General features: G+C 37.3%; 18 protein-coding genes and 1 pseudogene. 12 read left to right on the forward strand and 7 right to left on the reverse strand.

All coding sequences use genetic code 11. From position 1 onward, the window contains the following. The first annotated feature begins 70 nt into the window (after window positions 1-70). The 5 genes from F0919_RS00235 to F0919_RS00255 are packed head-to-tail and all read left to right on the forward strand — an operon-like array spanning window position 71 to window position 5,980. On the forward strand, window positions 71-2,500 hold the full coding sequence (locus tag F0919_RS00235; protein ID WP_150030707.1) for an outer membrane beta-barrel family protein: 2,430 nt from the start codon (window positions 71-73) through the stop codon (window positions 2,498-2,500). Between the two features lie 44 nt (window positions 2,501-2,544). Further along, a complete protein-coding gene (locus tag F0919_RS00240; RefSeq protein ID WP_150030708.1) occupies window positions 2,545-3,450 on the forward strand; it encodes an ABC transporter ATP-binding protein in 906 nt (301 codons plus the stop codon). 3 nt (window positions 3,451-3,453) lie between these two features. Further along, entirely contained in the window at window positions 3,454-4,221 is a 768-nt protein-coding gene (locus F0919_RS00245; protein WP_150030709.1) for an ABC transporter permease, read from the forward strand. Window positions 4,222-4,256: 35 nt separating this feature from the next. Next, window positions 4,257-5,303, forward strand: coding sequence for a sensor histidine kinase (locus F0919_RS00250; RefSeq protein WP_150030710.1), 1,047 nt, complete (start codon window positions 4,257-4,259; stop codon window positions 5,301-5,303). Beyond that, window positions 5,300-5,980 carry a LytR/AlgR family response regulator transcription factor gene (locus F0919_RS00255; protein WP_150030711.1) on the forward strand — a complete coding sequence of 227 codons (681 nt, stop codon included), beginning with the start codon at window positions 5,300-5,302 and terminating at the stop codon, window positions 5,978-5,980. Before F0919_RS00250 ends, F0919_RS00255 begins: the two co-directional genes overlap by 4 nt. 754 nt (window positions 5,981-6,734) lie before the next feature. On the opposite strand, the gene F0919_RS00260 is transcribed toward F0919_RS00255, so the two are convergent. Continuing rightward, complete coding sequence (locus F0919_RS00260) at window positions 6,735-7,046, reverse strand: hypothetical protein (RefSeq protein ID WP_150030712.1); 312 nt, start codon at window positions 7,044-7,046, stop codon at window positions 6,735-6,737. A gap of 1,035 nt (window positions 7,047-8,081) precedes the next feature. Here F0919_RS00260 and F0919_RS00265 point away from each other — a divergent pair. Beyond that, a complete protein-coding gene (locus tag F0919_RS00265) occupies window positions 8,082-8,831 on the forward strand; it encodes an SDR family oxidoreductase (protein ID WP_150030713.1) in 750 nt (249 codons plus the stop codon). Window positions 8,832-8,886: 55 nt separating this feature from the next. Beyond that, the gene (locus F0919_RS00270) at window positions 8,887-9,759 is read left to right on the forward strand and encodes an RNA polymerase sigma factor (protein ID WP_150030714.1); all 873 of its coding nucleotides are present in this window, start codon (window positions 8,887-8,889) and stop codon (window positions 9,757-9,759) included. 97 nt (window positions 9,760-9,856) lie between these two features. On the opposite strand, the gene F0919_RS00275 is transcribed toward F0919_RS00270, so the two are convergent. From F0919_RS00275 to F0919_RS00285, 3 genes are all read right to left on the reverse strand, one after another. Beyond that, window positions 9,857-10,417 (reverse strand): flavin reductase family protein, encoded by a 561-nt coding sequence (locus F0919_RS00275; protein ID WP_150030715.1) that lies wholly within the window; start codon window positions 10,415-10,417, stop codon window positions 9,857-9,859. Between the two features lie 354 nt (window positions 10,418-10,771). Further along, window positions 10,772-11,119, reverse strand: coding sequence for a hypothetical protein (locus F0919_RS00280; protein WP_150030716.1), 348 nt, complete (start codon window positions 11,117-11,119; stop codon window positions 10,772-10,774). 80 nt (window positions 11,120-11,199) lie between these two features. Further along, window positions 11,200-12,126, reverse strand: a complete 927-nt coding sequence (locus tag F0919_RS00285) for a hypothetical protein (protein WP_150030717.1) — start codon at window positions 12,124-12,126, stop codon at window positions 11,200-11,202. A gap of 210 nt (window positions 12,127-12,336) precedes the next feature. Between F0919_RS00285 and F0919_RS00290 the strand changes: the two genes are divergently transcribed. Further along, window positions 12,337-13,158, forward strand: a complete 822-nt coding sequence (locus F0919_RS00290; protein WP_150030718.1) for an NAD(P)H-binding protein — start codon at window positions 12,337-12,339, stop codon at window positions 13,156-13,158. Window positions 13,159-14,618: 1,460 nt separating this feature from the next. Further along, complete coding sequence (locus F0919_RS00295; RefSeq protein ID WP_150030719.1) at window positions 14,619-16,028, forward strand: hypothetical protein; 1,410 nt, start codon at window positions 14,619-14,621, stop codon at window positions 16,026-16,028. 370 nt (window positions 16,029-16,398) lie between these two features. Here F0919_RS00295 and F0919_RS00300 read toward each other — a convergent pair whose 3' ends face one another. Continuing rightward, a complete protein-coding gene (locus F0919_RS00300) occupies window positions 16,399-17,199 on the reverse strand; it encodes a hypothetical protein (RefSeq protein WP_150030720.1) in 801 nt (266 codons plus the stop codon). Between the two features lie 1,011 nt (window positions 17,200-18,210). Here F0919_RS00300 and F0919_RS00305 point away from each other — a divergent pair. Next, a complete protein-coding gene (locus F0919_RS00305; protein ID WP_150030721.1) occupies window positions 18,211-19,020 on the forward strand; it encodes a hypothetical protein in 810 nt (269 codons plus the stop codon). Window positions 19,021-19,119: 99 nt separating this feature from the next. Here the strand turns inward: F0919_RS00305 and F0919_RS00310 are convergent, their stop codons facing one another. Then, the gene (locus F0919_RS00310; RefSeq protein WP_150030722.1) at window positions 19,120-19,614 is read right to left on the reverse strand and encodes a hypothetical protein; all 495 of its coding nucleotides are present in this window, start codon (window positions 19,612-19,614) and stop codon (window positions 19,120-19,122) included. Between the two features lie 546 nt (window positions 19,615-20,160). Between F0919_RS00310 and F0919_RS00315 the strand changes: the two genes are divergently transcribed. Further along, window positions 20,161-20,484 (forward strand): hypothetical protein, encoded by a 324-nt coding sequence (locus tag F0919_RS00315; RefSeq protein ID WP_150030723.1) that lies wholly within the window; start codon window positions 20,161-20,163, stop codon window positions 20,482-20,484. Window positions 20,485-20,686: 202 nt separating this feature from the next. Continuing rightward, window positions 20,687-20,800: pseudogene (locus F0919_RS18785) on the forward strand (DUF3606 domain-containing protein); the annotation flags it as partial. Between the two features lie 309 nt (window positions 20,801-21,109). On the opposite strand, the gene F0919_RS00325 reads toward F0919_RS18785, so the two are convergent. Next, window positions 21,110-21,451 carry a DUF7674 family protein gene (locus tag F0919_RS00325; protein WP_150030725.1) on the reverse strand — a complete coding sequence of 114 codons (342 nt, stop codon included), beginning with the start codon at window positions 21,449-21,451 and terminating at the stop codon, window positions 21,110-21,112. Window positions 21,452-21,820: the final 369 nt, after the last annotated feature.

Raw genomic sequence — 21,820 nt, forward strand, 5'->3', positions numbered from 1 at the left:
CTTGTTGGCATATCACTAAAAATAAAACATCTGCTTCGTTCTATTTTCGAATTCTAAATCACTATTTACAATGATTATTCGAAAATATCTGGGCGGTCTGTTAGTATTATCAGCTATCACTACAGCCAATGCACAAAGCTCCATACAAGGCAATGTTGCTTTAGAAGCTGCCACTACTCCTGCCGGACATTGCATGGTAGCATTGATGCGGATGCAAGACAGTCTGGAGATGCAGAAAGAGGAGACAAGCGAAAATGGAAACTTCCATTTTGATGCAATAGCCGATGGCAATTATTTTCTGCAAATAAACTACCCTTCCTTTTATAATTACACTTCCGCTATTATTACATTAAAGGACAGTACAAAAATTGCGCTGCCCGACATTGTATTACATCTGAAAACAACCTCCTTAAACGAGGTTTCAATAAATGCGTTAAAATCCGGGTTGTCATTTAAAGATGGCAAGATTATTTTATCTACTGCCAATAATCCTTTAGCATCGGGCAGCACAGTTATTGAGTTACTTAAAACTTTGCCGGGCGTGATATTGGACGCAGATAACAATATTACGGTTAATGCTAAAGCAGGCGTGCGCTTTATGATTAATGGCGTACTGCAACAAATCCCGGAAGCACAAATGATGTTGCTGTTAAGTAACATGAGCACAGAATCTGTAGCTTCTCTTGAACTGATTAAAAACCCGCCAGCTAAGTACGATGCCGCCGGAACAGCAGGCCTGATTAATATTGTAACGAAGCAATCAAAGATTAAAGGATATAACGGCAGCATTATGACAAGCCTTGGCATGGGCAAACGTTTTGGCGGCGGCGCAAATGCATCGCTCAATTTCAGATCAGATAAACTTAGCTTATTCAGCAATATAAGTTACCTGCGTCGTAACCCCTTAACTGATTTCAGCATGAACAGGACCATAGGTACTGCCAATGATTTGCAGTCTATCCGTACAACAGGCAGCGATAATACTCAACTACATTCCATTAATATAAATGCAGAGCTGGAATACGAACTAAGTCCCAAAACCATGATGAGCCTCAATTTCCGAACCTCACCGGGAAAAAGCTCCGATCATTTTTTAGCTGAAACAAATTTACATAACGCCCCTCTCCCCTATAACCAAACGGACTTTACAACGGAAAACGTTGATAAATATAATAGTCCGTCAATTACTCTTTACGCCCGGCATTTATTTGATACCTCCGGCACTCAAGTCTCCTTTACAGCAGATTATACCAATTTCAGGTACAATGAATCCCGGGCTAATGAAAATGTGTTTTATGACAGCAATCATTCCGAAAGCTTACCCGACAAAGCCTACAATAATTTAATGGATTTGAACTTTCAGGTATTTACACAGAAACTGGATTTCACCAAAACACTTTTCAATACATGGGTACTGGAATCGGGGTTGAAGTCGAGCTTTGTACAAAATAACAGCGACAACAACTTGTTGCGTAGCTATCCGGGAACAGACCAGTTTTATAATGACCCTGCGTTTTCAAGCATATACCGTTACAAAGAGCAAATTTTTGCAGGCTATGTAAATGCAATGAAATCGTTCGGAAACATTTCCCTGCAAGGCGGGCTGAGAGCAGAACAGACCTTAGTGAATGCTGTTAATAAAACAAATGAAGAAAAGCTGCATCGCAATTACTTCAACCTATTTCCAAGCATGAGCCTCGCCTATAAGCAAAGCGAAAAAAACAGTTTCCAATTTACCTATAGCTATCGCATCGACAGGCCTGCTTACGATCAATTGAATCCTATCAGATTGTTTTTCAGCGAACTGAATTACGGAACGGGCAATTCCAATTTGTTACCGCAGTACAGTCATAACCTGACGTTGGATTACAACTACAATAACTTGCTGATCAGCAGCATCGGCCTTACTAAATACAGTAATAGTATATATCGTTACACCTATTCCGATGAAGCGGCAGGCGTACAGATCGACACGATTGATAACCTTGCATCGCGCACCATTCTATCGTATAGCCTTACGTTTCAAAAACAATGGGGCAATGCGTTTAATCTACAGCTATCAGGTATGACAGCATTCTGCAATTCAAAAGGCGTCATTAATCAGACAAGTATTGACCAGCATTCATTGATGGGCTATTTGTCTGCTAACAGCGATCTTTTATTACTGCAAAAAATGAGGCTTCAATTAAATGCGCGCTATTCTACACCATATATCGACGGCATTCAACATTATTCCCAAAGAGGCTCAGTAGATCTGGCATTGCAAAGAAGGTTCATGGCAGATAAACTGAATGTTGTGCTGGGAATTTACGATTTGCTCTACACCGATTATGGCAGTATAAAAAGCAATTTACCAAATCAGACTTATTATGAATATGCCAAGAATGATTCGAGAAGAGTGCGCCTGAACATTACTTACAGGTTTGGCAATATGCGCATCAACAGGCAATTCAACAATAAACAGGAAGAAGAAAACACACGTATTAAAAAGGTAGAATAAGTATCCATCGGTATTCCATTACATCAACTTAAATAAAAAAAATTATGAATTGCATAGAGGCCAAAGCGCTTACGTACCATTTTTCTGAGGGCGAAGCTGTTTTAAATAATATCGACTTAAATATTCCCAATGGATCAATTTACGGATTTTTAGGCGCCAATGGCGCAGGCAAGACAACAACCATGAAACTCCTGCTGGGCCTGCTTAAAAAGCAACAGGGCGACATCCGTATCTTCAATCAATCCTTGCATGAAAACAGACAAAACATATTAAGGAGAACGGGCACTTTCATTGAATCACCTTCTTTATACGGGCATTTAACTGCAGAGGAAAACCTGAAGATATGGCGCAGGATATATCAATGTTCTGCATCAAATATAAAAGAAGTGCTGGAGCTTGTCGGGCTGAGTAGTACAGGAAAGAAAAAGACCGCCAAATTTTCCTTAGGGATGAAACAACGGCTGGGAATAGCGATAGCATTGCTTCATAAACCACAGTTATTGATACTGGACGAACCTACAAATGGCCTGGACCCTACCGGAATGATTGAAATCCGCGATTTACTGAAGCGGCTGAATAAAGAATCAGGCACAACCATTCTTATTTCGAGCCATTTGCTTAGTGAGGTTGAAAAACTCGTTACCGATGTAGGGATCATTCATAAAGGCAATCTTTTATTTCAGGGAACCATGCAGGCATTACAGGCCAGGCAGCAACAGGCCACAAATATATCCATCGATACAAATGACGGGCAACGGGCGCTTGAAATTGTCAGCCGCAATAATATAAAAGCAAGTTTGCAAAACGGACAGCTGATATTACCCGTAACAGAACGGGAAGTGATGTCGCGGCTTAATGAACAATTTGTAAACGAACAGATAGAAGTATATCAGATTAAGATAGTAAACAACGATTTGGAATCCATATTCATAGACCTCACAAAAAACTAACAAATGAACTTTATAAACAGTTTGCAAAGCGAATGGATGAAAACCAGAAGGAGTGCGGCTTCATGGCTATGCATTATCGGCGCTTCTTTTCTGCCGGTTTTGTTTATAGTATCTTTTTTAAAAGACCATAGCACTATTAACGATATACACGGGCAGCAGAATGTATGGAAAATATACTTCTTCCAGATATGGAGGTTTATGGCTATGGCTATTCTGCCATTCGGCGTAATACTTAGCAGCACTTTAATTGCGCAGATAGAATACAGGAATAACACATGGAAACAATTGCATACAACACCGCAAAGCCTGACAACCATATTTACTGCCAAACTTTTGGCCATCATCTTAATGGTTGTTAAATTCTTTATTATTTTCAATATCGGCATTCTGCTGTCCGCCATTATTCCAAGCCTGCTATTCCGGCACGGATTACCAACAGCAGCTTTCCCGTTTTATTTCTTCATGGAGATAAATCTGAAGATATTTATCAGTTGCTTACCGGTTATAGCTATACAGTTTCTGCTAAGCCTGCAATTCAAAAATTTCCTGATCCCTGTCGGCGTCGGGTTATTGCTACTGGTGGGTTCCATCATACTTATCTTTGGCTGGAAATATGCTTATCTCAGTCCTTATAGTTATACCATTTTATTAGTCACAGGAGATAAAACCAAACCCTTGCCTGTAAACATCTATGCATTTTCAGCAGGCTATTTTATACTTGGCGTTGTTATTAGCTATTATCTCTATCTTAGTAAAAAGGATAAAAGCTAAGTTGTTAATTTTAAAATCTAAAACTGATCTGTAAGATGAAAAAATGGGTTGTCATATTATTACATGCGGGGTATTGGTTTCTTTACCTTATGCTCATCGTATTGCTGACGGCTTTCATTTTTTCAACAGCCAAACATGTAGAGCCGCATAAAATCATATTCAACAATATGCTGGTCTTCATGTCGACATTTGCGGTATTGCCCGCTATTGCGGGATTCTATATTTCCTATGCCATATTGTTCCCGCGCTTTTTATTCAGAAAGAAAATAGGTGCGTTGTTTGTATTTACCATATTGACTTCGCTTTTTTGCGGCGTGCTGGGCTGCTTTTGCTTAATGCTCAGCTATGACCATGCCATTTTCAATATAAGTTCCCAGGCATTTATACCCGTTTTAATTATAATTTCCATTAACGGATTGTTGAATGGCCTTGTTGCTATGGTTATGAAAGGATTTATAACCTGGTATGCCGATATTAAATGGAAAGAGGCATTGAGTAAAAAAAATCAGGAAACGGAACTCGCATTGGTTAAATCGCAACTGAATCCGCACTTTCTTTTCAATACTATTAATAACATCGATATTCTTATCGGAGAAGATGCGGCAAAAGCATCTTTGTACCTGAATAAGCTTTCGGATATGATGCGTTTTATGCTCTATGAAACAAAAACCGAAACCATTCCGCTATTGAAAGAACTGACTTATATTGACAAATACATCGACCTTCAAAAGATCAGAACAGCTAATGCCAATTATGTTGAATATTCTGTACAAGGCGACCCTTCCGGCAAGGAAATAGCGCCCATGTTATTTATTCCCTTTATTGAAAATGCCTTTAAACATGCCACACAAAAAAGAACAGGAAGCGCCATTGTTATAAAGATTGTTATAGAACCCAAACGTATTGATTTTTACTGCGAAAATTCTTATTCCGTATCACCAACCGAAAAGCCGGAACAAGGCGGACTTGGAAACGAAATTATGCTTAAACGGATAGAGCTGCTTTATCCTGAAAACCACACTTTGGAAATTGAAGACAAAGACCAGCAGTATAAAGTAAAACTAATACTTACGCAAAAATGATAAACTGCATAATCGTTGAAGATGAACCATTGGCACAGGTTCGTCTTCAAAATTATATAAAGAAGCTGCCATCATTGAATCTGTCAGAAACATTTGATAACGGCATGGATGCCCTTCTGTATCTTAAGTCAAATGAAGTTGATCTTATGTTTCTGGATATAAATATCGGCGAGTTATCCGGCATTCAGCTGTTGGAAGCCACGGGTATAAAAAGCGGCGTGATACTTACTACCGCCTATCATGAATATGCGCTGAAGGCTTACGATCTTAAAGTGGTGGATTACTTATTGAAGCCCTATACTTTCGAACGTTTTTTACAGGCAGTAGAAAGAGTAGAGGACATTGTGAAGAAAAGCGAACCGGTCAAAAACAAGTCATACATTTTTGTAAAAACAGAGTACCGGCTTGAGAAAATCCCCTTTTCAGACATCCTTTACATAGAAGGCATGCGGGATTACAGAAGAATTCATACTATCCATAAAAAGATAATGACTTTGCAGACTTTCAAGGAATTTGAATTGCAAATACCTTCAAATATTATTTGCAGAGTACACAAATCATTCATGGTTTCTGTCGATAAAATTGAAGCCATTGAGAAAGATAAAATCAAAATCCGGGAGAAGATTATACCCATTTCAGAAATGTATAAAAAAGATTTCTTTAAGCTGATTCAATAGTTAAACTACGGACAAGTATCAGATATCAACAAACAATATCCGAATGTCTGCACGAATGCCTGACTGAACAAATGAGCAAACGGCTGCGTTTCTTCCCGCTTAGAAGAAGGTATTGTTGTTAAACATTGGGTCCTTCTTGTTGAGAAGGAAGTATTGTTGTCAAACATTGTGCTCTTCTTGTTGAGAAGGAAGTATTGTTGTCAAACATTGTGCTCTTCTTGTTGAGAAGGAAGTATTGTTGTTAAACATTGTGCTCTTCTTGCTGAGAAGGGAGGATTGTTGTCAAACATTGTACTCTTCTTGCTGAGAAGAAGATATTGTTGTCAAACATTTGCCTGCCTGCGACACCGGTACATCTGTAGTTGTGAGCTGTTAGTCAGAATATACCCACAGCACAAAAGTCATACTCCATGTTGGAACTACATTTATTCCTATTCCTGAACAAATTTTCTATAGAAAATAATTACGATAAAAAGCAATAAAGAGAAGAACAAATTTATCAAAGAGGGCATAATATCTAATGGTTTAATTGTGCTTTGATAAATATCCTTTGGATTGATATAAACCATTACATCAACTTTCTCATAAGGAGCATCTTCATATGAAAATTTCTCTTTGTTTTGATAAAGAACTCCTTGATAAAAAAACTGGTATGTTACATAATCGGATGTGTCATAATTGACAGCAGTAACAGTTGAATGAGTAATAACCCCTTTAACCGTCTCCCAATGTTTTCTTTTATTGTATGACAAAATCAAATTAATAGCAGCACTCTATTGACACCTTTGGAAGCATTGAAGTTCTTTGCGGCTATAGAATAGATAATAGAACTGTCTCCATTTGCTTTCTTTATAAAAAGTTTTAAGTAAAGATTTATCTCCCGTTCATTGTCTGAGATGAAGTATATATCCTGATATAAGTTGGCTCCATCTATATATACCCAGTCACAATGGACTTTTGATATACCGATTATTGAAGCTGGCAAGTCTATTTGAGCATACATATACCCGCTATTGCCTGAAATGGCAATAAGGAACAATAGGATATAAGGAATTACATTCTTCATTCAGTAATAAGGGTAGTTAAAACGTCATCCAAAACAGGCAAATTTTAAAAAATGCATAAAAAAGCAATTTTTAGCAATATCTAAACATATTTTGAATAAAATAACAATACTTAAATTATTTAACAAAAGATTATCTATTCATTAAACATACTATTAAAATATTAAATGCAATAAGGGACACAATAATGAATAGTTGTGTAAAACAAATAAAAATTATACTTATTGAACTGACAATCAAATAATTTTTCTTAAAAAAATACAATTTTATAGATTAAGAATCATCACTTTATTCCTGTTTTAAAATAATTTAAGTAAAAAAAAATTAATTATACAATTTAAAATTAAAAAATGCATAAATTTTTTAATTAGCGTTGCACAACAATAGAGATTTCAGAATGCATACTATAGTGCCACTCTACAATTATATAACATTGTTATATATGTCTTAAGGAAAGTAAAAACGCTTGATTTCTATAAATAATAATAGTGAAAGGTTAAAGAACCAAGGGCATAAAATAAGGACGTATTTATGTATGCCTTTTGTATTCCGCGTCACTTTATTTCATGTTCGAACAGAGCGCAGTAATGAATGACAATAAGCCGGAGCTTGTTGCAAGAGCATTTAGGATTTACAATGGATTGCATTGAAGGATTCCAGCAAAAAGTCAGCTATTTAGCTTGAAACAGGAAGTAACAAATCAAGACTTATTATTATCGCTTCAATGTGGCTAGAATATCTTTCCGAAAAGAAATATTTGCAAATACATGCAAGACAAAAAAAAGGACAAGTTTAGATTTCTCTAACTTGTCCTTTTTGTGAACCCCTTGGTACAAAACTCTAATCATTTTATAGAAGATTTGAAATTGTTAGCGAGAATCAAATCAAACCCATAATCTACATTTGTAATAATTTTCTTTTTGTCGGATGATTTCTAATAAAGGTAACGTTCACGATTGTTCTCCGACTTTTGTAACACGGTCATTTTTCCTTGTCCAAATAATAGTAACAATGATGTTGCTATTATTATTATAAAAATGGACAAATTAAAAAACAAAGTTGCCGTAATAACAGGCGGTAGCAGTGGGATTGGTCTGGCGACGGCCAAAGAATTTATCGCAAACGGTGCAAAAGTTGTAATTTTTGCCCGAGGCAAACAAGCCATCAGTGAAGCTGCAAGCGAACTTGGACCAAATAGTTTTGCTGTACAAGGAGATGTTTGCAATCAATCAGATTTAGACAAATTATTCGATGAAACACAATCAAGATTTGGCAAAATTGACATCTTATTCGTAAATGCTGCACAAGCAAAACTGGCAACGATTGCAGAAACAACAGAAGCTTTTTTTGACGAAATGATAGATATAAATTTCAAAGGAGCTTACTTTACACTTCAAAAAGCTATTCCTTATTTAAACAATAATGCATCTGTAGTCATTACAACATCCTGGTTAAATAGTATTGGTTTTGGCGGTAGCAGTTTACTAAGTGCCAGCAAAGCGGCTTTACGTTCTGTTGTCCGAGTTGCATCCGCCGAATTAGCGGAAAGGGGAATCAGAGTAAATGCCGTAAGCCCGGGAGCTATAGGAACACCACTTTGGGGGAAAATCGGTTTACCTGATGATGTATTAAAAGCGGCAGGTGAAGCTATTACAAATCAAATCCCGGTTAAACGTTGGGGACAACCGGAAGAAATTGCTAAAACAGTACTATTTCTTGCTTCTGATGATTCGTCCTATATTATTGGTAACGAATTGACAGTAGATGGAGGTTTAAGGCAAATTTAAGTTATAAATTAACCAAAGCAAACTTAATGGTTTGCTTTGGTTTTATTAAAAATAAATGGATAATCCTTTTCAAATAGACTATACAGACGAAGTAGATTCGGACTTGGTAAAATCAGCAATTGGTGGTGATAAAAAGGCATTACAAAACCTGATTGTCAGACATCAATTGTTCATTTACAACCTTGCGTTAAAAATGACAAAAAGTGTTGAAAATGCTGAAGATTTAACGCAAGAAGTATTTATAAAAGCCATTACTGCATTATCAAAATTTGAAGGAAAAAGTAAATTCAGAACCTGGTTATATAGAATAACTGTAAACCACTTTTTAAACACAAAAAAGAGTAAAGCCGAATTGAAAACAATAGACTTTGAAAGCTATTTCAATTCAATTGACAATATTCCGGCTCAGGAACTTAATGCAACGGAAGAGACTGAACTCACAGATACAATAGAAGAAATCAGAATAAGCTGCACAGCGGGAGTGTTGCTTTGCTTAGACAGGGAACAAAGAATGGTATACATACTGGGCGAAATGTTTGACATTAACCATAATTTAGGTTCAGAAATTTTAGGAATTACAACAGGTAATTTTCGCATCAGGTTAATGAGAGCAAGGCAAGACTTATATAATTGGATGAATAAGCGATGCGGCTTGGTAAATAAATCCAACCCTTGCAGGTGTGCCAAGAAAACAAGGGGATATATTGACGCAGGAATTGTTGATCCTGACAATTTAGTATTTAACACTCGCCACAAAAGAAAAATATACGAACTATCACAACAAAAGGCTATTTTAATTACGCATACAGTAGAGGATTTACATAGAAATATTTTTCGACAACATCCGCTTCAAGAACCTTTAACATCAACAAAAATAGTTAACGAAATCTTTAATAATAATCTAATAAAATTAATACTGAACTCATAAATGGTTCAGATATTATCAGCTCTTCAAATATCTCTATCAGATATGCCTTGAACAGAAGTACAATACCTTAAAGAATTTGTAATAATTCTGTGTTTTGCTAAAGATTTTGCTTCTTAAACTTTTCATGCCTGTCGACCTGTTTCCCCGAAATCATAAATATGCCTTCGCCGCGATAATGGACGGTTTTCGGAAACTTCGGAGACACTGCTACATGAGCCTTAACTACCTCCAATACGAAGAAATTATATTTGTCAAGCATATGCCCATCGACAACTTTGCATTCGTAGTTGGCATAGCATTCTTTAATCAACGGAGCCTTGACCATTTCAGCTTCTTCCGCAGTCAGTCCAAATTCAGCGAATTTATCCGTAACGGCGCCGGTCGTGTTTCCTATTCCGATTATCTCATCCAGCAAATCAACTATAGGAATATTGATGACACACTCCTTGCTCTTCCGTATCATTTCGTAACTGTGATTCGCCGAGGTTATCATACAGCCGATCAGTGAAGGTGAAAATTCCAGGACGGTGTGCCAACCCATCGTCATAATATTGTTTGTCCCCTTCCATTTTGAACTGACCAGAACGATTGGCCCAGGTTCGAGGAACCTTCTGATTTTATCTACAGGGAAATCTTCTTTTTTATAGGTACGTTTCATATTTTAACTATAATTGAAAATTACAAATTCATTCCACCGGAAACTTCAATCCTTTGTCCGTTAACCCAACGTCATTCTTCGGAATAAAGAGATAACAACAGGGCCGATATCATCCGGCAAACCCATGTCGTTTAAAATTGGTAGAGCTTTCTGCGTTAAAAAAAGAAAATGCCTTTCAAATTAATGTTTTTGCCAAGTCCACGGCTACCGCCGGTTACCAGTGCTATTTTATTTTGTGTTCATAGCTATATAACACAAAACAGACGTTAATGTTAAAGATACCCGGGGCAAACAAAGGAGCGCAATAGCAGTTATTCTTACATACAGGATTTTTAAACTATTTTTTCATGGTGATTATTCGTTTCCGGATTGGAGCTGCAATTGAAATTGCTGATTAGGATTGGTGCAATCATATGATGCAGACCAGAGAAGCGGCGCAGGCCCGTAATCATTTATGGCCGTATTGCCGATAGCATAACCTGAGGCAGGATTTTTTAAAATACAATATAGTTTATCAGGGGATGGCATATACACCATTAGCTCAAATATGTAGACGTTAGGATTTGGATTTGGAGTATAGTTACTACCACCTACAAAATGTTCCGGCTCAGAAATAAAGTAATAGTTGTTTTGCCCCGCTATCAAACTGGGCCCCTCCAGTAATATCTGATTGCCAGGTTTATTATTATAGTATGACGGCATCAGGTACGAATTTTGAGACAGCGGTAATTGGAGATCGTAATGTGCCGAATAACTGTAACTATCTGAAGCATTAGGATTGATTAATGTAAAGGATGGATTAATGTAAAGGATGGATTAGCCGAGTTAGGCTTTTGTTCATTAGCATTCATATTACCTATTAGGTCAATCAAATAGCTACATAGGCTTTGTGGTGCATTAATGAGACATGGTCCTATTACCGTGGTAACATAAGTGCTTGCTACGGGATTGCTGACTTCCGCCAGCATAGTTGGCCCTGTTATAGTACTTGTGAAAATCTCGTGGAAAGTTTCGTCGGTAAACTCGCTGAGCCAAATTTGTTGGTTTGATGCATTACTTAGACAGGTATATACCTGATTAGCCGTGTTGGTTATACTTGCTATCATCATGCTAACGGCAATTGATAAATTAACCTGGGCCTGCACAAAATCGTAAAAACCTTGTCCTTGGGCTCCTGTGCCATCGCTGGCAATTGCAAATGCCTGACACGATGTATTTACCCCGGGCGCCGGGGCAGTTTTTGCTTGTAAAGTTTGAATAGTTACATCAGCACCATACGTTGCGATAAGCAAATCATTTATTGCGCTTTGATAATCAGGCTGATTAAGGGTAGAGGCGCCCGGTGAAAGAAAGGTGCACATGGAAACTATTTGTTCATAATCCAGATTTGCAGCGGGCTGTGCCAACATGCTTTGCATGCCTGTTATGGTACTTGTTATATTAAAACACTCTTCTTGATATACTACTGAAGAGGCAAGATTTTTGATATAGTTTTGAAGGCTGCTCATTTGGGTGGATAATTGATTTAAGGCAGCTGTATAATTTGGTGTTGGGACTGAATTGCCCATTAGTTGATTGAAAAGTGCGTCCGCAAGATCGGCAATGCCGGAAAATTCATCGCCGCATATAAGGCCTAATGCCGTCGAAAATAAGGTCTCGATGGTTTGTGTATCTTTCAGGGCGCTACTCGCAGATGTTTGGTTTAGCATAAAAAATAAGAAGTTTTAGTCGTGATAAAATAACTTTTTAGTGAGTGTGAAAGCAATTTTTGCAGAACAAAATACGGAAAGGATGAAAATTAATCTGTACAAATTGATGCAGGTTATAAAAATTCATTACCAAAACGGCAAATTGTATGCAGCTATTAAAATTAGCTTTCTCGTTGAAGTCATTTTATTTAGTTTTATTCATTTAAGTCTATGGAAACGATTAGCATATTGGGCTGTGGGTGGTACGGTAAAGCACTTGCGAAATCTTTATTAACGCAAGGATATCACGTAAAAGGATCCACGACATCAGAGGCGAAAATGGCTGATCTCAGAGATGCAGGCATCGAAGCATTTAAGCTTAAACTTGATGAACATTTCAATCTTGAAACCCGCCCGGATTTTTTTGGTTGTGATATCCTGGTTATATGTTCCAATTCTAAAATGGATGGATTGATATATCTTTCAGCATTGGATAAACTCTGTTTTGCCCTGCAGGACTTTGGCGTTTCAAAAGTAATCTTTGTTAGTTCTATCAGTGTATACGGTGATTCAAATTCTGTTGTAGACGAAATGAGTCATCCAATACCTGATAAGGCTTCCGGTATGATATTGATTAAGGCGGAAACTATGTTTATTAATTGTCCTTATATCACTGCGTGTATTATCCGTTTTGGAGGTTTGGTTGGACCGGGGAGGATGCCGGGAAGGTTCTTTTCAGCAAAAAAAAATGTGCCGGACGGAATGGCCCCCGTAAATATGATCCATCTGGAAGATTGTATCGGCATTACCAATTGTATAATCAAAGCAGGCGTACCTGAAATGACAATCAACGCTGTTTCACCGGATCATCCTGAAAGGTCAGATTTTTATTTAAAGGCAGCCCTTGCCGAGGGTTTAATTGCTCCTACTTTTGTGCCGGAGCTCAAAAGCTGGAAACAGGTAAACAGCATCTATGTCAGCAGCTATTTTAATTATCAATTTAAAGTTAGCAATTGGTCTGAATGGCTTGAAAGGACAAATAGGAATAAGTAAAAAAAGAGGATTATACAGAATATTGCTATCCTTTATAATACCTCAACTGCCAGAGTTAATTGTGATTGTAGAAACAGCCTTTACCCTGAGTCCGCCATGTTGATAAGTGGCAACTCTTCATTGATTAGCTACCAGCTTCTGTCCGGGATGTTCTAAAGGAAGAAAGAAATTCCAAAGGCTTAAATAGGCAAGGATTATCTGCCTGTTTAGGCAGCTCGTTAGAAGGCAAAAAAAAGACAAGTTTAGATTTCTCTAACTTGTCCTTTTCGTGATTCCGCTGGACTCACACCTTAAGTGGTAAGTAGCACTAAATCAATTTATTATGTTGGTCATTTTAACGTGGTCACCATTTTGGTCACCATTTTTTTTGACTTTAAATGTATTATTTTGAAGAACTATTGGAAAACAAAATTACAAAACTAATCAATCATTTCCTTAAAATTCGTCGAAAATATTTCGCCTTTTCAGTAGAGCTAAAGCGGGAAAAGTCGTACTTCTTTCTCGATAGTTTATTGAATATCAATAAATTCATGGAAGCAAAAATTTAGGTTTTAACAATTAATAGCTAATGTAGAATGATGAAGAGGTCGGGAATATTTACGACCTCTTTCATTGAATTTCATTTTTACAAAAAAACATGTCTTAATATTCGCAATTGGTTGGGTGACAACATTGCTTTCATATAAAAGTATTTTGATATAAATTATGCGTAATCATCATTTTTCTTTTGTAACATTTGGCTCATTTTGTCGTATAATCTATGACACCAAGTATGGCAAACATAATTTGCAACCACAATTTTGACAACGCTTACTCCACCGCTACGAGTCATAACCACTTGAAAATTCATTAGATAATTATCCTGTTTGTCAAGCATTCAAAAAATCGGGATTGAATCTTCGAGGCTATCAATGGAAAATTCAGGATTTCCAATAAGATAATGTTCAAAATCGAGGAAGCAAAAGTGACGGCAAACTAATCTAATAAATCAGGCACATATTTTTGTTCTTATTATTACCTTAAATCACTTTTTATAAAAAGAGGATTGCTAAATTTCTAACCCTTGTTAATTTTTTATTAAAGCAGGAACGCCAAATTTCCGAAATTTGTTAGGCTGCTATTTTATGAAAACAAATAATTGCCATACGGAGTTTCCTCTGCTTGTCATCGTATAATAAAAATTTTAAACAGTGGTTTTCTGTATTTTTTAGGATAGCATTTCTTATTGTTCATTTTTTCAATAACTATTTCAAGTGCTCATCTGCATCTTTATATAACTCCCCTGATATTAATTCTGATATTTCGAAATTGCACAACGGGTATATCTTTTGAAGATCTGGGATATGAATGAGATTCTTTTGAAAGTAGAAAAGGTTATTAAGGAATAGTAGATCATTCATTTTGTATATAGATTTCCGAGTACTTAATACTTTTTTCTTAACAAATAAAAACAACTCAACATGACAACAAATGCAAACTCCGTCACTTCCGGCCAGTACCTGCAATTGCTGCTGGCATTACAACAATGCAATCTGGATGGCGTAAGCCCTACTTTCGATTACCAGGACTGGGTAGCCTTCCTGCAGGCAGTGTATCAGCAAATGGGCTACACAAATACTGCCGCAGATTTTGTAACCGCCATTAACCAGGTATGGGGCTCGCTGGTAGTTGGCCCTACCATGCTGAATGTGGTAACAGCGCTCACTAACTCAGTGGGTCAACAGTCGTTTACTGCAGCTGTAGTGCAGCCATTGATAGACGGCTTACTGGCTACATTCCTCATCAGGAATACTTTTAGCGATACCGGAGGGGTGCATGACGGTGTGCACTGGGTATCACCCGATATCATTAATTATGGCACTACCACATTGACAGTGGCTCAGGCTGTCAGCTCAATGGGGTCGTATATCAACGGGACATTTACCGACGGGCAAAGCAATAACATGTATGTAAGGGCACAAAACATAGGCCCAAATGCGGCCAGCGGATATGTAACATTGTTTGCCGTACCGAGCAGCCTTTTACTGACGCCGCAGAGCTGGCTGCCATGCCAAATATCACAGCCATCATCGCTCGAGAACTTTTATGACCAGGGTAATTTAGCACAGATACAGCCCGGCGAGGTTTGCCTTAATACCACAGCTTTTAACTATTCAGGCTCGCCGGGTGGCGGGCATTTTTGTCTGATAGCGCTGGCAAGCGGCGCCAATGGCATGCCTTTTCCGATACCTGACAACTTTCCTACCAATGCAGGCCTGGCGGGCTGGGTACTCGACAACCCTAATGTAGCCCAACGCAATATGGACTACGGAGCTGTGAGCGGCACCACAGGTACGATGAATGCTACCGTTGGCAATAACAACGATATTGCTACCACTTTTGTAGTTACGCTTACCCCCGGCCCGGGCAATACTTTCCCGGCAGGTACAACGGTATCGGCATCTATTACAGATACGCGCGCGCCCTACGCGCCTCCTGTACAGCAATGGGCAGCAGGCGGCATATCGTTCTACAACCTTGTTATCCCTCCAAATATCAATGGTGCGTCGGATTCTCCGCTTATAAATATGACACTTACCATTCAGTTGCCCGTAGGTGCATCGTTCAGCGGTACATCGCCTATATTGGTTACGTATTATCAGGTACCGACCAATCAGAACGACGATCTTGAACTGGCGTTGATACGCAATATTAAACTACCTGATCCGGCGCAACTGCCCCAGGAAGTGAAAATTGCTGCCAGAGGTGCCGCAATAGGCAACCAAGTGCCTCAGGCTATGAAGGTTTATGTGACCGATATATTTGCGAATGAAGACGAGGACGGCACACCGCTGTTGCTGCTGGGCGCATGCCAGTTCACTTTTTCATAAAAACAACCCGTAATAGAAAAAGAAAATAATACAGCAAAGCAATCTACTATATGAGAAGGCAGGCAAGATATATCATCTGTCTTCTCATATAGTAACTATTAAGTATTCGAGATAACCAAGTTATCTTAAAAATGTTGTAGTATTATTGTAGTAAAGTAAAAAGCCTTTCAGCAAAATTGCTAAAAGGTTTTCCTGGCCTGTAGAGTTAAGCGGCTAAATGTCGAACCTTTTAGACGATTTACATTACCAAATTAAAAAGCTCCGTCAACTATTTTTGCAAACATTTCGAGCACCTTTTTATTTTCTTTACTCTTTGAGATTTCATTGACTTTTTAACGGTTTCTCATGATTCTATTTCTTTCTTGAGGACTCAGGGCCTACCTGCAGCGGCGGCGGAAGCTGTAGCTGCCCCTGTCGATGCACCTTCCTCAGCCTGTAATCTCCCCCATGATCCCGATGCAAGTGCTCCCCCATTATCGTTATAACCCCTTCTGGCTCCTGCGGCATCGGCCATAGCAATGTTTTGAGCCCAGGCCATCTGTTCTCCTGCACCGGTTGGCAAATAGGAAGGCTTAGGTGTAACAGGATCTGTCCACAGATTGTAGGAGGATAGCAATACAGACTTAAACTGGCTTACGATCTCCTGGTCCTGGGGATTCAGGCCACTCAGGTTATCCAATAACATCGTAGCATCTTGTATAAAGTCCGGATCTGCCTGAGCAGCTATGCTATGGATCTGATTCATCGCGCTTCTTATATCCGGATTGGGGATCGTATTAATGGACCTTGTGATTAATTCACTTGTCGGCCGCAGTATTCCATTGACAAAGGAGCCTGAATTCACATATTCACTATAAAGGTCATTTGCAAGATCCGTAGCCGTCATATTGGTAAGCAACCCCTGATCTGAAGCTATCTGCGCCATGCGCCCACACATAGTTTCCACTTCCGCCATCGTAACCTGATTATCCTCAAGGATACCATACTGTTGTATATAAGCACTCAATAACTGGTTGTGCATCTGACCGGGTGTCATTGGCAGTGTTATTATCTTCCATGAACCAGAGGATTGCTGTGCAGCCGGAATGGTACTTAATTTTTCCGCCTTATTACATGCTGAAAGCAGCATGATCGAAAAGCAGCATATCAAAACAAATAGTGTGTTTTTCATAAAATTTTTTTTAGTTATACAATTTAAAACAATAAGACACACGGAAATTTGAAAAGGTTAGGGATACATCTTGCAGGCAAGGTACCACATAAGAAAAAGGAAGGTATTTTAAAGCGATGAAACACTCTAGAAAGATCGAATTGATTACGACGAATTTACCGGCCGCCAGAAGCTAATAGTCATCTGCTAATAATGACGTAGTTCGCCAAATCACCAATGGAATTTCGCTATCTAAAGTCTGGCGAAATTCCAATCAGGGGAAATTATAAGGAGCAGATATATTTGGCAACGATAGAGAGGATGGAGGAAAACCGCAAATTTGAATGTCGATTAAGCTGTCACTTTTAAAAAATTCGATAAGATATAAGATATTTATTTACAAAGTACTTCATAAAGCGATTTAAAACAAATAAAACGCACTAAAATTAAGAGTTGGAAAATGAGAAAGAGAGGACTGCATTTTAGCGTACGCAAATGCGTACACTAACCTATGAAATGTTCATGAAACGTGACCGTCACCAGGGGAATGGCATTCAGCTTTTCCCCTGAAGTTATCCGCCATGTTATTGAAATAATTGAAAATGCTATTTCAAATAATAACTTATAGCTACAGTCAGTTATTTTAAAAATATCAAAACACTACACATATGTGCTAGATATAAAATGAACAAAGCTGAAAACTATAATACTCAGCCTGCTTCCACAGCCCCCAAATGGAGATGATAACAGCAGTGAGGAATTATAACCAATTGAGTTACGAATTGCTACTTTGAAATTTTGCTTTGCCATCTTGATAGTAAAGTCAGATGATGATTAAATTGAAAAAGTGCGATTTGTTTGGTATTGTTCGGATTATACGTATAGAAAATGTACCTTTCTAAAAATCCTAGTTAATAAAGCAAATTCTGAACGAATGAAAAGGAATATAGTGACGATTTATTTTTTACATACAGTAAAAGGCAGTACCCGAATAGCCATCAATATAGTAGGGAATTATCTCAATCTTTTATTATGCCAAACCCAAATGAAACCCCATCATCTAGTCAGAAAGAAACTGACTTTGAAAATCAAATAAACGAAGCTGGAAGTTTTTTCAACGTCACTTCAGAAAACTCTGTAAAATTATTAGGAGAAAGCCTCATGAGTGAAGAATCTATGGCTGTCTTCATTGTTGTTACACCGAAAAATAGTAGTGACGCTCAAAGAGAAGAAGAAATAAAATCTTACCTGAAATCCTTTGTATCAATTATGGCTGAGTATATTAACAGATACTATGAAGTAAAGGGCCCTCAATTTATAACAGATCTTGATAGTTGGCTTAGACCGTTAAATGCTTTACCATTGATGAGCCGTGCAAATATTGAAAAGCATGAATTCAAAAGAAACGAACCTGGTACAGAAATCGCTTCTCAATTGATATCATTGTTTTATAAACCTAACTCAATAGCAAGCGAAGAATTTAAGAATTTTCTCAGGGATAGATCAAGACGGATTAAAGATTTAATAAATAGAAATGGCTCATTCAAAATGATTTTCGTCGTTTCGAGCATTGAAATAGTTGGAAATGGAAGCGAACAAAAACATTCAGCAAAAATCAAGCTGTTTAAAACTGAATTGAATAAAAATAATTCTGGATGGATAGATAATTGCAATAACTCAGCAAAAATTGATATTAATGTTGAATATAGCCTTGTAATAAGTGAATTAAATATTGCAGAGTTAAGAAATAACGATACTAAGAAGGCTCTGGATAGATTTATACAAAGTACAAGAAAATTTGATGATTACAATGATGGAAACTTTTATGAAGGTGCTTATTAATCATAGTTAACAAATAATACCGATTCGCTAGTACGAATCGGCATTATTCTCTATTATATAATTAGTGCATTTGACTTCTAAAATATCACCATATTAAAATCAAAGTAAATCCCCTCCCTCATCCTTTATATACATTCTTATAATTTCCTTTGTTTCTTCAGCAGCTTCCTTGTTACTGAATATATTCAAGACAACTGAACCTTTACCCGCCTCTGCTTTGTATTGATAGAAGACCATGCAACCGATATAGCAATCCATTAATGACAATGTATAAAGATGGTTGGCATTGACATCTGCTATAAGAACATGATAATCCTTGACCCAAATTAATCCTTCAGGGTTCAGCTTATAATCATCAAATACAGATTGCATGCTATTCCTTGCAGATTGCTCGGTATGGTAAGCACCTAAAAGGACAATAGATGTAACTTCATTTTGCAAGAAATGCCCGAAATTATCTGTCAGAAAATCTTCCAGATTCAAAACGAATTGTTCGCCGGTTGAGGTGTCTCCGGCTAATGCAAAATAATTTGCAGTATTAAGAGAACCTCCGCTACCTTTCTGAGCTTCCTCCAACATTTCGTCAATAGTCATGCAAATATAATTTATTGATAAAAGTAATTAAATCTCCTTCGGTACTCAAAGGATATCTTACCTAAAAAGGCCGGTAAATTACTTACTGTTACTTTAGATATAACATCCACTAAGTTTTCTCCTTTATCGATGTGAATTAAACTACGTTACAAGATATCGAACAAATTTCTTAAAGACTTAACTCTACTTGGCTGTTTCATTCACTTCCTAATGTCAGCTACAACTACAAATTGGTTTCCTTTAGTATGGGCAATCTTTTAAGAAGGCGTCAAAGGAGGTAAATTGCTTTTAGATTTATATTCTTGTCAATAAGGTTATATTTTTTTATGACGTGTTCGATCCCTAACTAGCCAGGGAGGTGCCAAAAAAAATAGATAAGGAAGAAGAAGACATGGAGAGACGTGTTAGGAGCTGCTGCCAAAAAAAGAAAGGCAACAGCCTTCCTTTTTAATGAAGCTATCAGAAATTAACACAACAACCTAAACTCTTACCTGCCCTGTATTGTAATACCTGTTCACTTTATTAAAATCATTAAAAACAGAGCGTATGAAAAGGATAGTATCAATATTTGCGGGATGTATGCTGCTTGCGTCATTGTCTTTCGGGCAGGATTCATCAATGAACAATACAAATAGAAAAAATAGAAGTTCAGGCACTCAACGAAATAATTCTTTAAAACCAGATACTTCGCGAGTGCCCCGTAGTAATAACATAAACAATTCAGGAAAGCCAAATAATAATACCATTAATCCAACGGACCCAAATCCAACGAACCCAACCCCAACGAACCCAAATCCAACGAACCCAAATCCAACGAACCCAACTAATCCAACTAATCCGCCTGGAACAAATAACCCTGTAGGTAAATAATTTTTAGTTGTTCGTTTTGTTTCAATTATAAGGGTAGCCCAAAAGCTACCCTTATAAAATTTTATGAAAATCAATTCCTATTTTAATTGCTAAATCAAAATTCTTCTTTGTTATTATCCTAAAAATAGAAATAGCCAGACGATAGAAATAATATAGATGGCTTTGAACGCAGACTGGTTGCAGGCAATGAAAGTATGAGTTCTCCTATCTTGAAGAAAAATTGGGTGTAAGCCGCCAGCAGGTAAAAGAAGCCATAGCTAAGGTTGGCAACAACCGGGAAGACGTGGAGGCCTATTTGGCACATAAAGGAAAGTAGTAGCTCTTTCTATTCTGCAAATTTTGCCATAACTTTAAATAAACGGAAAACATTTTCTCTTTTTACCCTTACAGGTGCATCGTTGCAAGAGAAATGCTGGATTACACAGACAATTATGGTTGCATTTTAAATGTTCATAATAAAAAAATGAGTTTCATAAAGTGCATTATACTAATAAAAATACAATAATAATCTATTCAAAAAGGCCTTCCAAATGCTAGAGTACTTGTCTGGGGCTTTCTTTATGAACTAACTGTTATTGCTCACTTCAAAGTTTATTGGTTTAAGTATTGCACCTCATAAAATACATTATATACCTGAATGGCAAATCTGATCGTTCATAATTTTTCGGAACGGGATTGGTATCGATGCCATAATTGACTTCCGATCAGGAGATAACATAATACTCGTGCTTAGTTTATAAAGCAAGATGTTTTCTATGGCTGTTTTAATTTTTATGTCACCGCTATACGTGTAAACAGACAATATAGCGTCCATGCCTTTTTTTAATTCCTCATCAGCATTTTTGCTTACAAGCTCACCTGCATAACCTGCAAGATTCTGGCAAATGCTGTAAGGATTGCAACCGTATAAATTTAATGCCTTGGCATCTGTTATCAGTCTGTCAGTTAACTCAATATTATCCCTCATAAATCAGTTTATTTTTTTAAGATATTTGCGTCATTAGTTGATATTATCATCTGCGCCAAGGAAATAACGAATAGACCATAATATAGACTAGTTAACGTTGTTCTATGTTCTCACAAACATTTGCGCAGCGTATTGCTGGTACTGATAACGGAGAGTTATTGAAAAAGTTGCCAGTGTTTTTAACTGAAATAGTTAAATAATATTGATACTCAGACCTAATTAACTTTTGATTTGAATAAGATTTATTTTCTTTTAAGAACCTAAAACAAATAGAAGGAGTATATAAACAAACGCCCTTATATTAAGCGATGATAAACCATCAGTACAGTTTTTTGTTGTCTTTGAAACATTTCAGTCATGGCAGACGAT

The organism is Taibaiella lutea (assembly GCF_008629695.1).
Classification (GTDB): Bacteria; Bacteroidota; Bacteroidia; order Chitinophagales; family Chitinophagaceae; genus Taibaiella; species Taibaiella lutea.

What these genes read in the sequence shown, in the direction of transcription:
- F0919_RS00235 (WP_150030707.1), top strand. Translation starts at nt 71, where the DNA reads ATGATTATTCGAAAATATCTGGGCGGTCTGTTAGTATTATCAGCTATC.
- F0919_RS00240 (WP_150030708.1), top strand. Translation starts at nt 2,545, where the DNA reads ATGAATTGCATAGAGGCCAAAGCGCTTACGTACCATTTTTCTGAGGGC.
- F0919_RS00245 (WP_150030709.1), top strand. Translation starts at nt 3,454, where the DNA reads ATGAACTTTATAAACAGTTTGCAAAGCGAATGGATGAAAACCAGAAGG.
- F0919_RS00250 (WP_150030710.1), top strand. Translation starts at nt 4,257, where the DNA reads ATGAAAAAATGGGTTGTCATATTATTACATGCGGGGTATTGGTTTCTT.
- F0919_RS00255 (WP_150030711.1), top strand. Translation starts at nt 5,300, where the DNA reads ATGATAAACTGCATAATCGTTGAAGATGAACCATTGGCACAGGTTCGT.
- F0919_RS00260 (WP_150030712.1), bottom strand. Translation starts at nt 7,046, where the DNA reads ATGAAGAATGTAATTCCTTATATCCTATTGTTCCTTATTGCCATTTCA.
- F0919_RS00265 (WP_150030713.1), top strand. Translation starts at nt 8,082, where the DNA reads ATGGACAAATTAAAAAACAAAGTTGCCGTAATAACAGGCGGTAGCAGT.
- F0919_RS00270 (WP_150030714.1), top strand. Translation starts at nt 8,887, where the DNA reads ATGGATAATCCTTTTCAAATAGACTATACAGACGAAGTAGATTCGGAC.
- F0919_RS00275 (WP_150030715.1), bottom strand. Translation starts at nt 10,417, where the DNA reads ATGAAACGTACCTATAAAAAAGAAGATTTCCCTGTAGATAAAATCAGA.
- F0919_RS00280 (WP_150030716.1), bottom strand. Translation starts at nt 11,119, where the DNA reads ATGCCGTCATACTATAATAATAAACCTGGCAATCAGATATTACTGGAG.
- F0919_RS00285 (WP_150030717.1), bottom strand. Translation starts at nt 12,126, where the DNA reads ATGCTAAACCAAACATCTGCGAGTAGCGCCCTGAAAGATACACAAACC.
- F0919_RS00290 (WP_150030718.1), top strand. Translation starts at nt 12,337, where the DNA reads ATGGAAACGATTAGCATATTGGGCTGTGGGTGGTACGGTAAAGCACTT.
- F0919_RS00295 (WP_150030719.1), top strand. Translation starts at nt 14,619, where the DNA reads ATGACAACAAATGCAAACTCCGTCACTTCCGGCCAGTACCTGCAATTG.
- F0919_RS00300 (WP_150030720.1), bottom strand. Translation starts at nt 17,199, where the DNA reads ATGAAAAACACACTATTTGTTTTGATATGCTGCTTTTCGATCATGCTG.
- F0919_RS00305 (WP_150030721.1), top strand. Translation starts at nt 18,211, where the DNA reads ATGCCAAACCCAAATGAAACCCCATCATCTAGTCAGAAAGAAACTGAC.
- F0919_RS00310 (WP_150030722.1), bottom strand. Translation starts at nt 19,614, where the DNA reads ATGACTATTGACGAAATGTTGGAGGAAGCTCAGAAAGGTAGCGGAGGT.
- F0919_RS00315 (WP_150030723.1), top strand. Translation starts at nt 20,161, where the DNA reads ATGAAAAGGATAGTATCAATATTTGCGGGATGTATGCTGCTTGCGTCA.
- F0919_RS00325 (WP_150030725.1), bottom strand. Translation starts at nt 21,451, where the DNA reads ATGAGGGATAATATTGAGTTAACTGACAGACTGATAACAGATGCCAAG.